The sequence below is a fragment of the Collimonas sp. genome (genome assembly GCF_035566375.1).
In the GTDB taxonomy this organism is placed as follows: Bacteria; Pseudomonadota; Gammaproteobacteria; order Burkholderiales; family Burkholderiaceae_D; genus Collimonas.
In genome coordinates, this window is sequence record NZ_DATMRK010000009.1 from 73,152 (window position 1) to 87,009 (window position 13,858).

At 55.9% G+C, this 13,858-nt stretch carries 13 protein-coding genes, 1 tRNA gene and 1 riboswitch; of the genes, 4 read left to right on the plus strand and 10 right to left on the minus strand.

The window, feature by feature from the left end; genetic code table 11:
• The first annotated feature begins 32 nt into the window (after positions 1–32).
• On the plus strand, positions 33–956 hold the full coding sequence (locus VNZ60_RS01915) for a LysR substrate-binding domain-containing protein (protein ID WP_325656639.1): 924 nt from the start codon (positions 33–35) through the stop codon (positions 954–956).
• 77 nt (positions 957–1,033) lie between these two features.
• Here VNZ60_RS01915 and VNZ60_RS01920 read toward each other — a convergent pair whose 3' ends face one another.
• Positions 1,034–1,735 carry a pirin family protein gene (locus tag VNZ60_RS01920; protein ID WP_325656641.1) on the minus strand — a complete coding sequence of 234 codons (702 nt, stop codon included), beginning with the start codon at positions 1,733–1,735 and terminating at the stop codon, positions 1,034–1,036.
• 590 nt (positions 1,736–2,325) lie between these two features.
• On the opposite strand from VNZ60_RS01920, the gene VNZ60_RS01925 reads away from it, so the two are divergent.
• Positions 2,326–2,598, plus strand: a complete 273-nt coding sequence (locus VNZ60_RS01925) for a fucose-binding lectin (RefSeq protein WP_325656643.1) — start codon at positions 2,326–2,328, stop codon at positions 2,596–2,598.
• A 564-nt stretch (positions 2,599–3,162) separates the two neighbouring features.
• Here the strand turns inward: VNZ60_RS01925 and VNZ60_RS01930 are convergent.
• From VNZ60_RS01930 to VNZ60_RS01970, 9 genes are all read right to left on the minus strand, one after another.
• Positions 3,163–3,238, minus strand: a tRNA-Lys gene (locus VNZ60_RS01930).
• A 90-nt stretch (positions 3,239–3,328) separates the two neighbouring features.
• Positions 3,329–4,075 carry a tol-pal system protein YbgF gene (ybgF, locus tag VNZ60_RS01935; protein ID WP_325656698.1) on the minus strand — a complete coding sequence of 249 codons (747 nt, stop codon included), beginning with the start codon at positions 4,073–4,075 and terminating at the stop codon, positions 3,329–3,331.
• Positions 4,076–4,077: 2 nt separating this feature from the next.
• A complete protein-coding gene (gene pal / locus VNZ60_RS01940) occupies positions 4,078–4,596 on the minus strand; it encodes a peptidoglycan-associated lipoprotein Pal (protein WP_325656645.1) in 519 nt (172 codons plus the stop codon).
• Positions 4,597–4,655: 59 nt separating this feature from the next.
• Entirely contained in the window at positions 4,656–5,939 is a 1,284-nt protein-coding gene (tolB, locus tag VNZ60_RS01945) for a Tol-Pal system beta propeller repeat protein TolB (RefSeq protein ID WP_325656647.1), read from the minus strand.
• Positions 5,940–5,942: 3 nt separating this feature from the next.
• Positions 5,943–6,869, minus strand: a complete 927-nt coding sequence (gene tolA, locus VNZ60_RS01950; protein ID WP_325656648.1) for a cell envelope integrity protein TolA — start codon at positions 6,867–6,869, stop codon at positions 5,943–5,945.
• A 10-nt stretch (positions 6,870–6,879) separates the two neighbouring features.
• On the minus strand, positions 6,880–7,314 hold the full coding sequence (locus VNZ60_RS01955; protein WP_325656650.1) for an ExbD/TolR family protein: 435 nt from the start codon (positions 7,312–7,314) through the stop codon (positions 6,880–6,882).
• On the minus strand, positions 7,314–8,012 hold the full coding sequence (gene tolQ / locus VNZ60_RS01960) for a protein TolQ (RefSeq protein WP_325656652.1): 699 nt from the start codon (positions 8,010–8,012) through the stop codon (positions 7,314–7,316). The genes VNZ60_RS01955 and tolQ overlap by 1 nt, the downstream gene beginning before the upstream one ends.
• A gap of 245 nt (positions 8,013–8,257) precedes the next feature.
• On the minus strand, positions 8,258–8,728 hold the full coding sequence (gene ybgC, locus VNZ60_RS01965; RefSeq protein ID WP_325656653.1) for a tol-pal system-associated acyl-CoA thioesterase: 471 nt from the start codon (positions 8,726–8,728) through the stop codon (positions 8,258–8,260).
• Positions 8,729–8,857: 129 nt separating this feature from the next.
• The gene (locus tag VNZ60_RS01970; protein ID WP_325656655.1) at positions 8,858–9,604 is read right to left on the minus strand and encodes an SDR family oxidoreductase; all 747 of its coding nucleotides are present in this window, start codon (positions 9,602–9,604) and stop codon (positions 8,858–8,860) included.
• Positions 9,605–9,893: 289 nt separating this feature from the next.
• Between VNZ60_RS01970 and VNZ60_RS01975 the strand changes: the two genes are divergently transcribed.
• Together VNZ60_RS01975 and glyA are read left to right on the plus strand one after the other, a co-directional pair.
• Complete coding sequence (locus tag VNZ60_RS01975; RefSeq protein WP_325656657.1) at positions 9,894–12,236, plus strand: TonB-dependent receptor; 2,343 nt, start codon at positions 9,894–9,896, stop codon at positions 12,234–12,236.
• 151 nt (positions 12,237–12,387) lie between these two features.
• Positions 12,388–12,514, plus strand: a riboswitch (ZMP/ZTP riboswitch).
• Between the two features lie 87 nt (positions 12,515–12,601).
• A complete protein-coding gene (gene glyA, locus VNZ60_RS01980) occupies positions 12,602–13,849 on the plus strand; it encodes a serine hydroxymethyltransferase (RefSeq protein ID WP_325656659.1) in 1,248 nt (415 codons plus the stop codon).
• Positions 13,850–13,858: the final 9 nt, after the last annotated feature.

Here is a 13,858-nt window from a genome sequence, read left to right on the forward strand (position 1 = left end):
CTTCCAGTCTTCTTCTCTCTACCAGGAGTTCCATGTTTAGAATCAGTCTCGATGCGCTGTTGATTCTCGACGCCATCGATCGGCGCGGATCGTTTTCCGCAGCCGGCAGCGAGTTGCACCGGGTGCCTTCAACGATTTCCTATACCGTGTCGAAACTGGAACAAGACCTTGGCGTGCAGGTGTTCGAACGCCAGGGACCGAAAGTAGTGTTGACGCGCGCCGGAGCAGAATTGCTCAAGGAGGGGCGCTATCTGCTGAAGGCGGCGGAAGATCTGGAGCATCGGGTGCGCCGTGTTGCCTCCGGCTGGGAAACCGAATTGACGATATGCATAGACTCATTATTTTCGGTGAACGCTCTGGAATCGGATATCGCCGCTTTCTGCGAGATTGCGGAAAAGACCCGTTTGCGCATCGCCAGGGAATCGCTGGCCGGCAACTGGGAAGCCTTGCTGGAGCGCCGCGTCGATTTGCTGATTGCAGCGCCAGGGCAGGGGCCTGCAGGCGGCGGTTATATCGCCCAACCGATGGGCACTATCTCTTTTGTGTTCGTGGTGGCGCCGAAGCATCCGCTGGCCAAGGTGAAGCGCGTGCTGGGCAAGGCGGAACTGCTGCCGCATCGCGCCATCAGCGTGGCGGATTCGGCGCGCAAGATGGCGTCGCGCACGGTGGGTCTGCTGTTTGGACAAGACACACTGACGGTGCCCGACATGCGCAGCAAATACGACTTGCAGCTGGCAGGTATCGGTTTCGGTTTTTTACCGGAGCCGTGCGCGCGAGCGGCGATTGCTGCGGGCGCCCTGATCGTGAAAGAAGTGGAAGAGCCGAAACCGGATGAAACGTTTTCACTGGCCTGGCGCACCGGCGATGAGGGCGCCGCCTTGAGCTGGTGGATGGAGCGCATGCGCAACAGCGACGCGATGGCGCGTTTGATCCGGCATGTGCCGGGTGCGCTCTGAAAAAATAGGCCGGACAGCAAGAAACTGTCCGGCGTATATCACTTCATGCCTGAACTTCTACCAATCAGAACCCAAGATCAATAGGGCAGATCGAACAGCAGCACTTCCGCAGCTTCGGCATTGGCCAGTGTGATCAACGTTTCGGCCGTCAGCTTCACCGCATCGCCACCGTTCAACTCCGCGCCGTTGACGCTGAGACGGCCGCGAATCAAATGCACATAAGCAGTGCGCCCATTTGCCAGCGCGTGTTGCAGCGGCTGGCCGCCGTTCAGGATGGCCGCATAAATCGATGCATCCTGATGTATCAACACCGAGTTATCACGTCCATCGGCTGACGCGATCAGGCGTAGCTGCCCTTGTTTTTGCTCGGTAGTGAAATGCTTTTCTTCATAACTCGGCGCAATCCCTTTGACATTCGGCTGAATCCAGATCTGCAGGAAGTGCACAGGCGCTGTCGCCGAGTGATTGAATTCACTGTGACGCACGCCGGTGCCGGCACTCATTCTTTGCACATCGCCGTAATGCAAGACCGAGCCGGTACCCATGCTGTCCTTGTGTTCCAAGGCACCGTCCAGTACATAGGAAATGATTTCCATATCGCTGTGGCCATGCGTTCCGAAACCCTTGCCGGCCTGCACGCGGTCTTCGTTGATCACCAGCAGCGGTCCGAAGCCGGTGTGCTGCGCATCGAAATAATGGCCGAACGAAAATGTATGGTGCGAATTCAGCCAGCCATGATCGGCAACGCCGCGTTCTTTGCTTTTACGAATTTGAAGCATGATTTTCTCCGTTGGTTATCGCATGTAGTTGGCACATCCTGCGCCATTTTTCACTATGAAGAATGGTTGCGCTGGAGGCAGTGTTGAAGTAACTGGATGAAGTATGCACGTTGCTAAATCAAAAGAAAAACGGAAAAAATAGGGATATATGTTCGAATTTATCGATCATGGATGAAATCCCTTTATTTATGCGGATTACAGGATTTTGATCAGGCAATCGCGAAGCGTTTCAAGAGGGTGGATGGTGTTAATCAACATAAAATTCGAAAGTGCATAGCCGGACGGAAATTATTTGCAACTAACGTGTCGGCGGCGCAGGACTTTGAGGTGGGAGAGGAGACTTTGCAGCAATACAAAAACCGCGGTCGATGATTTGGTGACTCATCATTTCTCATCCAGCCAAACTGTATTGACCCCGGATCCAGCGTTCGCAAAATCATGCCTGCATCCGCTAGCTGTGAAAGTTGACAGGTGTTTATTTCGCTAGTCGCTTGCTACTCTGAATGGGCATCATCGCAGTGACGCGTACGTCGTGATCACTGAAGTGTTTTAGTTCGTCACTTTATTCAACTCACACTAGGAGTTTAAAAATGTCAACTCAAACTGCTGCCGTTTCATGGGGAACCAGCTCGCCGTCGATCCGTGTTTATACTTCCAATGGCTCTACAATCACTGAACGTTGCTACGACGGGTCGAAGGGTTGGTACACAGGCGCCTTTAAGCAGCCAGGTGAAAATGCCTCTGCAACCAGCTGGTTGAACGGAAGCACTATCCATATCCGCGTCTATGCAACCACTGGTAGCCAAACGACCGAGTGGTGCTGGGATGGTGAAGGTTGGTATAAGGGCGCCTACACCAGCTAGTTTTGTGCCAATGAAGCGCGAAACAAATCACATTCCGCGCGCTCATCGACAATAGGCGTGGGCGGGGTCTTGCAATGACACCAATGTTGTTCGTTGCTGACCCGTTTTTGCCTATACTTTTGCCTATAAATAAAATCAGCTCCTTAGTCCGTAAATTGCCCTGGACAAGGAGCTGATTCTTTACATGCTGCTGAGTCGTGCGAACGTTGCAGAGCCGGCTCGCGGCGTGGAATGAGACTGAAACTCCGCGCCAGTTCCAGTCTTCACAATTTGCTGTAGCAAATTCGTAGCGCGTAATTTATTTGATGAGGCCCACAGAAATGCGGGCCTTTTTTGTTTTTAATTTCTGTGCATGCGTTGTTGCTGCGTTGTTGCTGCGTTGTTGCATGCTAACGACAAACCTTGCTCGAGCCAGTCAGATTGAGCAAAGCGAACAGAGTAGAAATGACTTTGCCAATTCAAATTTTGCGGAACTGGTTACGAATCGCGAAACTGAGTAGCTGCTGAGTAGGGATAAAGAAAAAGGCCCCCATTGCTGGGAGCCCTATCTGTACAACTTATTCGTGGTAGGCCGTGCGGGATTCGAACCTGCGACCAACGGATTAAAAGTCCGCTGCTCTACCAGCTGAGCTAACGACCCGAAAGACCGCTATTATAGACAAAGTGCATATGAGGTGTCAAACCCATATGCACTTTTATTTACACAATCTGCAAAAATAAATTTTACTGCTCACTTGAGCGTGGCCAGGCGCTCTTTTGCGGTCTGTGCTGCCGGCGTGTTTGGATATTGCGACAGCAGTTGCTCCAATGCGCGCTTGGCCTGAGGTTTGTTCTTCAGCTCGGTGTAGCAGCTGGAGATAGTCAACAGTGCATCGGCGGCCTTGGGATTGTCGGCGTACTTGCTGACAACCACCTGTTGCGCAGCAATCGCATTCTTGTAATCTCGCAGGGCGTAATACGTATTGCCCAGAAAGTACTGCGCGGACGGCGCCAGGCCCGAATCCGGGCTGGAGCGCACGAAATTCGAAAACGCCGTTGCTGCAGTTTTATAGTCGCCGGCCTTGAAGGTCGCCAGCGCGGCGTCGTAGGCCTTCTGGTCGTTGGCGCCGATGCTGACTTCCTGGCCATCGACGCTGACCTTTTGCGGCTCCAGCTTGCGCAAGCGGGTATCCAGGTCGACGTAGAAATCTTTCTGCCGCTGCTGGGTATTGGCCAGTTCGTTGGTCAGGACTTCGATCTGTCCGCGCAACTTGGCGATTTCCTGATTCAGGCGATCATTCTGATCGGACAAATTCAAGGAACTGCTTTTGTCCGCCTTGGCGTCGACCCTGGCATTCACCGCATCGATCTTAGCGCGTATATCCAATATCGCCCGACGCGCTTCATCGTCGTCAAACAGCCCGGCGTGGGCGGTCGGAGCGAAACAAACCGCGGCCAGCATGGCCGCAGTCATCGTGGCTTTGAAGAACGTCCGCATCATTATTGATAAACGATGTCGGAGCGGCGGTTTTCAGCGTAAGACGCTTCGTCGCTGCCGAGTGCCTTAGGTTTTTCCTTGCCCAGCGAAACCGCTTCAACCTGAGTATCCGACACGCCTAACAATACCAATGCCTTGCGCACTGCTTCAGCACGTTTTTGTCCCAGCGCCAGATTGTATTCACGGCCGCCGCGATCATCGGTATTGCCTTGGATGATGATCTTGCGATTCTTGTGGCTGTTCAGGTATTGCGCGTGTGCTTCGACCACAGACTTGAATTCGTCTTTGACGATGTAGCTATCGAAGTCAAAGTAGATGCTGCGCTTGGAGAGGATGCCGCCTGGCTGGTTCAACGGATCGGTGGAGCCGGCGTCAACCGTATTGACGGAACGGGTATCAGCGCCGCCGGCGCCGCTCTCGACGACTGGGGCTGCCTTATCTTCCAGCTTGACAGGGGAGGAGCAGGCTGCCAGCAAAATGGCGCTAGCAACGATAAGGGCAAAGTTTCTGATATTTAGCATTTTTTAATTCTCCAGAGTGGGAAACGAACGTCGGTACAAAGTAAAGAGTAATAGCGTGATTATTTCATGAATGGACCCCAAGTAGGCTCCCGTATATCGCCTGCTTGCATAGTTAAGCGCTGTTTGACGCGGCCGTCAACCGAGACCACTGCCAGCGAGCCGCGGCGTCCTGATTCTGTGGCGTACATGATGTATTTGCCGTTCGGCGAAAAACTTGGGGACTCATCTTTGACGGTATCCGACAAGCGCTGCTCCTGGCCGTTGCCCAGATCCAGCGCATATAGCTGGAAGCGGCCGCTGCGCTGCGAAATATACGCCAATGTCTTGCCGTCGGGGGAAATCCGCGGGCTGATATTGTAGCTGCCGCCGAATGTCACGCGCTGAGCGTCGCCGCCGTTGGCACTCATCTTGTAGATTTGCGGGCCGCCGCTGCGATCGCTGGTGAAGTAGATGTTTTGGCCGTCTGCCGAAAACTGCGGTTCGGTGTCGATGCCGTTGGTCTGGGTCAGGCGCCGCAAGCCGCCGCCGTCGGCATTCACCACATACACCTGGGTCAGGCCGTCACGCGCCAGCGCGATCGCCAGCTTGCTGCCGTCCGGCGACCAGGATGGTGCGGAATTACTGCCCTTGTAGTTGGCCACTACGATGCGCTGTTTGGTAATCAGGTTCTGCACGTAGACCACCGGTTTCTTGGCTTCAAACGAAACGTAGGCGACCTTGGTGCCGTCCGGCGACCAGGCTGGCGAAATGATAGGTTCGTTGGAGCGCAGCGCAACCTGGGTGCCTTCGCCGTCGGCATCGGCGACTTCCAGTCGGTACTCTTTACCAGCCTTGATGATGTAGGCGATACGGGTGGCGAACGCGCCGCGCCCACCGATCAGCTTTTCATAAATGTCGTCAGCGATCTTGTGAGCGGTGGTGCGCGTACGTTCTGGCGGGGCTGCCATTGCCAGTCCGGATAGCTGGGCCGATTTGACTGTATCCATCAGCTTGTAACGGACATCGAAACGGCCATCGGCCAGGCGCTGCACGCTGCCGACTACCAAGGCATCGGCGCCGCGTGCTTTCCAATCGCCCAGGTTGACTTGGGTGGTTTCGGAGATGACATCACCGGTATCAATAATCTTGAAAAATCCGCTGCGCTCCAAATCAGCTTTGATGATGGCGGTAACCTGTTGCGGCGCCAGGTTTTCGTTGCTGAAGCCGGCAATCGCGATCGGGATCTGGGTGGCGCCGACGCCGGAAGTTTCGATGCGCAATTGGGCATTTGCCGGAGCGCTGAATACCAAGGCGGTAAGCGCAAGTCCGATGACCGCGAAGAGTTGGTGCAATTTGTTTTTCATAGCTTACTGATCTTTCGGTTTATGGATTCCGATAAAACTGGAAGGTACAGAACCCGTTTTGTCTTTGGGATAAGGCGCCGATTTCTCAATCGCTCGTTTTACCGCCTCGTCAAAACCGGAAACTCCGGAGGATTTTCTGAGGCGCACACTTGCTACCGAACCGTCCGGAAGCAATTGGACATCAAATTCCACTGCCGGGTTTCCTGCCAAGCCTTCGGGAACATTAAAGTTGATGTTCGACTTGATCTTGGCGCCGACCTTTTGCCCATAGCCAGGATCGCCGCGCGGCCCTTGCGACTGGGCTGCGGTGCCGGTACTGTTGGCCGGGCCATTGCCAACTGCCTGGCCCAACATGCGTTTCATCTCATCGCTGCGCCGTTTGGTTTCAGCGGCTGCGTCGGCTGCCGCTTGCTTCTTCTTGGCGTCGGCTTCGGCCTTTTTGGCTGCGTCCAGTTTTTGTTTGTCCTGGGCCGCGGCTTTTTCCTTGGCTGCCTTTTGCTCAGCCTCGGCTTTCAACTTGTCCTTGCGTTCTTCCTCGGCTTGCTGTTTTTGCAATTGCTTCTGCTTTTCCAGTTCTTCCTGGCGTTGCAGCTCCTTGCGTTCCTGCTCTTTACGTTTCTTTTCTTGTTCCAGCGCGATTTCCGGATTGGGCAACGGCGGCGTTACCACCTTCGGCGGCGTGGTTTCCTGGATTACAGGTTCCGGTTTAGGTTCAGGTGTCGGCTCCGGCGTCGGTTCCGGCGGAGTGGGGGCGGCGTCCTTGATTTGCGGGCTCCAGACTTCGGCCTCGACCGCTATCGGCTGCTGGCTCTGCCAGTGAATGCCAAACCACAGGAATGCAAACAAGGCGGCATGCACTGCCGCTGCAAGGGTGATGGCGCGGATGCTGCCGGGTTCTTTTGGTACGGAATACGGGGAGTTGCCTGTCATAACCAGATCGTCACTTTGTCGCTAGTCCGACGCGGTTAATGCCAAGCATCTTGGCTTCCGAAATGACCTTGATCACTTCGTCGTATTTAATATCCTTGTCGGCGGAAATCATCACCGGCATGTCGGGTTTGTCCTCATGCAAGACTTGCAGTTTTTGTTTCAAGCCATTGCGTGGAACGCTTTCCGCCTTGCCGAGGCCGCTTTTCTGACCGTTAATGCGGATACTGGTCTGCTCATCGGGTTTCAACGTGATCTCGATGTACTCAGTCGGCGGCGTTGCCGATTTCGCCGCATTCGGCAAATTGATCACGCTAGGGTTGGTCAGTGGCGCCGAGACCATGAAAATCACCAGCAACACCATCATCACGTCGATGTACGGGACAACGTTGATATCCGCCTTGAATTTGCGGGTGCGGCCGCCGCGCATGGATGAGGGGCCCGACATTAGTGCGCCTGACGTTGCAAGATATTGGAGAATTCTTCGATAAAGCTCTCGAAGCGGATAGCCAGACGATCGACATCATGCGAAAAGCGGTTGTAGGCAACCACCGCCGGAATCGCTGCAAACAAGCCGATCGCGGTGGCGATCAAGGCTTCGGCGATGCCAGGCGCAACCGCCGCCAGCGTCGCTTGCTGTACGTTTGCCAAGCCGCGGAAGGCGTTCATGATGCCCCACACCGTGCCGAACAGACCGACATATGGCGATACCGAACCGACCGAGGCGAGGAAGGCCAGATGTGACTCCAACGCATCCATCTCACGCTGGTAAGCCGCGCGCATGGCGCGCCGTGCGCCATCCAGCAAGGCTGCGGAATCGCCGCCCTTATTGCCGAGCGAGGCCTTGACCTTGTTGAACTCGCCCATGCCGGCTTCGAAAATCCGTTCCAGGGCGCCGGTTTTCCCTGCGCTTTTGCGGCGATTCGAGGTGGCGTCCTGGTACAGCGTGCTCAGGTTGCCGCCGGACCAGAATGCGCGCTCAAAATCTTCCGTCTGCGAGCGAGCGCTGCGGATGGCAAACATCTTGCGGAAAATATAAGTCCAGCTCATGAGGGAAACTGCCAGCAGCAGCGCCATGACCAGCTGTACTAATACAGATGCATTGGTAATTAGGGTAATAAACGAAAGATCTTGGGTGACAGTCATGGATAGCGGTCTTGAGGAATGGTCTTAGGTTTAAGTAAAAGACTTAAACAACGAATTGTAAACGTAAAGTGCTTGCCGCAAAATTGGCAATTGGCGAAGGAATTGTTACCGGACGTTATCGCTTACCCCAGCTCACCCCCGGGTTTGTTGCAACGTTGCTCAGACCGTGCCAGCCAGGCGAAGGTTCATTGCGGCGCCAGAATTGCCTTAATGCACTATTTTCATCGAATGCAGCAACGCAAGATTCATGCCGCTGCCGATACGGATGCGCCGTGGCCGGCGCTGGGCTTGATGTTGTGCAATACCTGTTTCGGGATGGCTTGCGGCCGGAAGCTGACGGCATTGACGCAGACCACGCTGATGCGGCCGGTCGCCAGCAAAACCGGTTCGCCCTCGCCCAGGCGCCAGGCTTGCTGAATGAAATCCACCGCCACGCGGCCGAGACGCTCGACCACCACGGTCAACTCCAGCTCATCGTCCAGCTTGGCCGGTGCATGGTAGTCGACGGCGGTGCTTTTCACGACAAACATGACGCCATCAGTCTGTTCCAGCGTGCGCTGGCCGACACCCGCAGCGCGTAGCCATTCGGTGCGGGCGCGCTCGAAAAATTTCAGATAGTTGGCATAAAAAACCACGCCGCCGGTATCGGTATCTTCGTAGTACACCCGGATACGCCAGCTAAAGTCTGCATGCGGGGCGGAGGTTATCTTGCTCATCGGTTGTATTGCGTTTCAGATATTGAGTGTGAGGGAATAGGGAGCAGGCTACAGCCGTGAGTTGCGCTGCAGCCGCTTGAGCCTGCTTTTCGACTTACTTCTTACTTAGTTGCCTACTTAGTTGCCTACTCAATTGCGCTTGATGCTCATGCCAGCAAAACCCTGGCAGGTCGGCATCATTTCGATGCGGTTGATATTGATGTGGGCGGGCAAGGTTGCGACCCAGTAAGCGGTGTCGGCGATATCGCCCGGCGTCAGGGGCTGCGTGCCTTCATAGACCTTGGCGGCGGCCTCGTCGTTGCCGCGATAGCGCACGTTCGAAAACTCGGTGCCGCCGCACAAGCCCGGCGCGATGTCGGTTGCGCGCACGCCAGTGCCGACCAGGTCGGCGCGCAGATTCAGCGTGAATTGCTTGACGAAAGCCTTGGTGGCGCCATACACGTTGCCACCCGGGTAAGGGTATTCGCCGGCGATAGAGCCAAGGTTGATCACAGTGCCGCGGCCGCGCGCCACCATGCCAGGCAATACCAGACGGGTCATGGTCACCAGGCCCTTGCAATTGGTTTCGATCATGGTTTCCCATTCTTCCAGCGAGGCTTGCTGCGCCGATTCCACGCCCAGCGCCAGGCCGGCATTGTTGACCAGAACCTCGATTTCCTGCCATTCCGGCGGCAGGGCTGCCAGCGCACTACTGATCGAAGCTTTGTCGGTAACATCCATGACGATAGGCAGGACTGCCGCACCCAGTTCGGCGGCCAGATGGTCCAGTCTATCCTTGCGGCGGCCGGTGGCGATGACCCGATGGCCGTTCTTGGTGAATTTACGTGCCATTTCGGCGCCGAAGCCAGCGGTTGCGCCAGTAATCAAGACAATCATGGTCAATGCTCCTGTTGTTGCGATATTGGTCTAGTCGGAAATTGTAGCCCAGTTTGCCAGATTGCCATTGTCAATCGCGGATGTGCGGCTGCGTATTTGCTTTGGTGCAAGCCGCACCAGAACGTGACACCAAAGCCGCACGCTGGTTTTGAGTGCGTTGCATTGCCGCCCGTATTGATTCCCTCCTTTGATTGCCCCTTTTTGCAGGGCGGCATCGCGTGGCACAAATATTGCTGACAAGCACATTTTCTTCGCTGCTTATCACTGTATCCAAAGGGGTTATAAAACAATGAGACTTAGTTCCGCGAATTTGACCTGCAAGATTGCTGTGGCCGCAGTCACTTCAACATTGTGGTTAGCCACGGCTTCGGCACAACAGCAGCCAGCAGGCGCCGATACAGCCGCCGCGCCTGAGACAAAAAAATCAGCTAAGCAGAGCGAGCAGATTGAAGCAGTGCTCGTCACCGCGCAAAAGCGCAAGGAAGACGCCAGCAAGGTGCCGCTCAGCATCTCGGTGATCAGCGGCGAGGAGTTGCAGTCTGCGCATATCAACAACTTTGCCGATGTGACGCGGGCCATGCCGAATATTTCGTTCTCCGGCGCCAGCGGCGCGGGGGCAGGGCTGAGCAATATCGAAATCCGCGGCATCAGTTCGGCCGCAGGTTCAGCCACTGTTGGTGTGTACCTGGACGACGTTTCGATGACCACGCGTAACCTGTACAGCATGGGCAGTTCCGAACCTAAGTTCTTCGACATCGACCGCATCGAAGTGCTGCGCGGCCCCCAAGGCACGCTGTATGGCGCCAGTTCGATGGGCGGCACTATCAAGTTCATCAGCAATCAGCCCAACCTGAAGGAGCGCGAAGCCAGCTTCTATTCTGAAACCTCGGGGACCAAGGGCGGCGGTACCAACTACACGGTCAACGGCGTCGTCAACCAGCCCTTGATCCCGGGCGAACTGGCGCTGCGCATCGGCGTCCAGACCGGCCATGAGAGCGGCTATATCGACCAAGTATCGCCAACCACCGGCAATGTGATTGCTTCCGGCGTCAACTCCCAGGATTCAAGCGTGGTCAAGTTGGCGATGAAATGGCAGCCGACCCGCAACCTGAGCTTCACGCCCTCGGTGTTCTACCAGGAAGTCAATTCCAAGGATATCGACGCGTCTTACCTGGCTTTGCCCAAGAACCAGACCAGCAAGCTGGTGCGCGAGCCCGGCAACGACCGTTTGCTGGTGCCCAGCCTGACCGTCAACTACGACATGGGCAAGGCCGACCTGATCTCGGTTTCCAGCTTCTACCATCGCACCTTCAACCGCACCCAGGACGGCACCACGGTCAACAACCTGGGTTTCGCGGTGCCGGCTACGCCGCCTGGCCTGGCAGCCGCGATCGGCGCCTTGCCGTCGGCAGTGTACCTGCAGAACCAAGTGCGGCAGTTCTCGCAAGAGTTCCGCGTCACCTCCAAGCCGTATGACCAGAAAGTATCGCCCTTCACCTGGCTGGGCGGCGTCTACTACGCTAACCTGCATACCAACGTGACCGACAACGAACCGATTTTCGGCCTGAATGCGACCTACGCGGCTTTTGGCGCCAATCCGGCCGATCCGAGCCAGCTTGGAATCGCCTTCCCGAACGACAATTCCTACTTCAGCGAGCGGCATTACCATACCGAGCAGAAAGCAGTATTCGGCGAGCTGAACTACTATTTCATGCCGAACTTGCACGGCACAGTCGGCATGCGTTACCTGCAAGCCACCGACAGCTTGAGCCGCAATGGCGACTTTTACTGGAACGGCGGCCCGACCAGCTCATCGGTCAGCAACAATTCCTCGGCGTTTACGCCGAAGTACTCGCTGATCTGGGAAGTCGATCCGAACAACACCGTGTACACCTCGGCCACCGAAGGATTCCGCCTGGGCGGCAATACCCGTCCGATTCCGGCGACGCTGTGCGCGGCCGACTTCGCCAATCTCGGCATTACCGAAGCGCCGACTTCATTCAAGTCCGACAAACTGTGGAGCTATGAACTGGGCAGCAAGTCGCGTCTGCTGGGGAATCGGCTGTCGGTCAATGCATCCGTGTTTTATATCCAGTGGGACGGCCTGCAGCAAGATATCCAGTTACCCGGTTGCGGCTTTGATTACGAAACCAATGTCGGCAAGGCCAAGAGCTATGGCGCGGAGTTCGAGATCAAAGGCAAGCCGAGTTCCAACATAGTGCTCGGCCTGTCCGGTGGTTACACCAATGCGACCTTGTCGTCTGACGTACCGTCGTTGAAAGCGCATGCAGGAGATCAAATCCAAGGTGTACCCAAATACAACCTTAGCCTGACCGGCCAATATACCTTCAACCTGACTGGCGATTATTACGGCTTTGCCCGCGCCGCCGCACACTGGACCGGCAGCAGCCACGGCACCCTGGTGGCCACCGATCCGGATTACCAGCGTCCGGCCTACAGCACGATTGACGCCAGCGTCGGCGCTACCTTCGATCGATGGGAACTGACCTTGTTTGTCAAGAATGCAACGAATAGCGATAAGGTGATCCAGCGTCCGAACGTGCAATCGGTATCGGAAGGTTTCCGGGTTGCGCCGCGTACGATAGGCATCAGCCTGGCGGGCAAGATATAAGCAATCGCCGAAGCATTCGCCGATAGTTTTATTGTTTTCATGATAAGTCTTATTCAAGCGCCGCCCTCTGGGGCGGCTTTTTTTATCCGGCGTTGAGACACGCTGCCAATCTTGCCCAAACCAGGTGCTTCGCTTACAATAGCCGCACCATTTCGTCTCACGTGACTGGCGAAAAAACCGGGCCGCGCGGATTCACAAGATTGCAGCGGCTTTCGGCAAAAGGTGGGCATCCACCGGGAAGCGTGAGATTTCATCCGCCGTGCGCCTGGGCAGCCCTAATGGAAAGTACGACTGAGGCTGCCGCATTCCAAAAATACCCTGGCCCTCATTCGATTTAGGCACACCCTTATCGATTGGAGTATCACATGTTCGAAAAAAACCACACCATCGCCAATGTCGATCCAGAATTGTGGAGCGCCATCCAGAAAGAAAACCACCGCCAGCAAGAACATATCGAGCTGATCGCGTCGGAAAACTATACTTCGCCTGCCGTGATGGAAGCGCAGGGCACGCAGCTGACCAACAAGTACGCTGAAGGTTATCCAGGCAAGCGTTATTACGGCGGTTGCGAATTCGTCGACATCGCCGAGCAACTGGCGATCGATCGCGTCAAGGAATTGTTCGGCGCCGAAGCCGCCAACGTTCAGCCGAACTCCGGTTCGCAAGCCAACCAGGGCGTGTTCTTTGCGATGCTGAAGCCAGGCGACACTATCATGGGCATGTCGTTGGCAGAAGGCGGCCACCTGACGCACGGCATGGCGTTGAACATGTCCGGAAAATGGTTCAATGTGGTGTCCTACGGCTTGAACGAAAAAGAAGAAATCGATTACGAAGCATTTGAACGCCTGGCGCACGAAAAGAAGCCAAAGCTGATCATCGCTGGCGCCTCGGCTTACGCCTTGCGCATCGATTTTGAGCGCATGTCCAAAGTTGCTAAAGCGGTCGGTGCTTACTTCATGGTCGACATGGCGCACTACGCCGGCCTGATCGCCGCCGGCGTATATCCGAATCCGGTGCCGCACGCGGACTTCGTGACTTCGACTACCCATAAATCCCTGCGCGGCCCGCGCGGCGGCATCATCCTGATGAAGGCCGAGTTCGAAAAAGCCATCAATTCGGCGATTTTCCCTGGCATTCAAGGCGGCCCGCTGATGCACGTCATCGCTGGTAAAGCGGTAGCGTTCAAGGAAGCGCTGACGCCGGAGTTCAAGGCTTATCAACAGCAAGTGGTGAAGAATGCCGACGCCCTGGCGAAAGCGTTGATCGCGCGCGGCTTGCGTATCGTTTCCGGCCGTACCGAATCGCACGTGATGCTGGTCGACCTGCGCGCCAAGAAGATTACCGGCAAAGAAGCCGAAGCGATCCTGGGCGCAGCACACATGACCTGCAACAAGAATGCAATTCCTAACGATCCGGAAAAGCCATTCGTCACTTCCGGCATCCGCGTTGGCAGCCCAGCGTTCACCACCCGTGGTTTCAAGGAAGCGGAAGCGACCAAGGTCGGCAACCTGATCGCCGACGTACTCGACAACCCGCATGACGCGGCGACCATCGAACGGGTCAAGGCTGAAGTCAAGAAACTGACTGACGCTTTCCCGGTGTACGCAGCTTGATGTACTGAT

Coding starts and splice junctions, on each gene's coding strand:
- VNZ60_RS01915 (WP_325656639.1), top strand. CDS start 33: ATGTTTAGAATCAGTCTCGATGCGCTGTTGATTCTCGACGCCATCGAT.
- VNZ60_RS01920 (WP_325656641.1), bottom strand. CDS start 1,735: ATGCTTCAAATTCGTAAAAGCAAAGAACGCGGCGTTGCCGATCATGGC.
- VNZ60_RS01925 (WP_325656643.1), top strand. CDS start 2,326: ATGTCAACTCAAACTGCTGCCGTTTCATGGGGAACCAGCTCGCCGTCG.
- ybgF (WP_325656698.1), bottom strand. CDS start 4,075: ATGCGGACGTTCTTCAAAGCCACGATGACTGCGGCCATGCTGGCCGCG.
- pal (WP_325656645.1), bottom strand. CDS start 4,596: ATGCTAAATATCAGAAACTTTGCCCTTATCGTTGCTAGCGCCATTTTG.
- tolB (WP_325656647.1), bottom strand. CDS start 5,939: ATGAAAAACAAATTGCACCAACTCTTCGCGGTCATCGGACTTGCGCTT.
- tolA (WP_325656648.1), bottom strand. CDS start 6,869: ATGACAGGCAACTCCCCGTATTCCGTACCAAAAGAACCCGGCAGCATC.
- VNZ60_RS01955 (WP_325656650.1), bottom strand. CDS start 7,314: ATGTCGGGCCCCTCATCCATGCGCGGCGGCCGCACCCGCAAATTCAAG.
- tolQ (WP_325656652.1), bottom strand. CDS start 8,012: ATGACTGTCACCCAAGATCTTTCGTTTATTACCCTAATTACCAATGCA.
- ybgC (WP_325656653.1), bottom strand. CDS start 8,728: ATGAGCAAGATAACCTCCGCCCCGCATGCAGACTTTAGCTGGCGTATC.
- VNZ60_RS01970 (WP_325656655.1), bottom strand. CDS start 9,604: ATGATTGTCTTGATTACTGGCGCAACCGCTGGCTTCGGCGCCGAAATG.
- VNZ60_RS01975 (WP_325656657.1), top strand. CDS start 9,894: ATGAGACTTAGTTCCGCGAATTTGACCTGCAAGATTGCTGTGGCCGCA.
- glyA (WP_325656659.1), top strand. CDS start 12,602: ATGTTCGAAAAAAACCACACCATCGCCAATGTCGATCCAGAATTGTGG.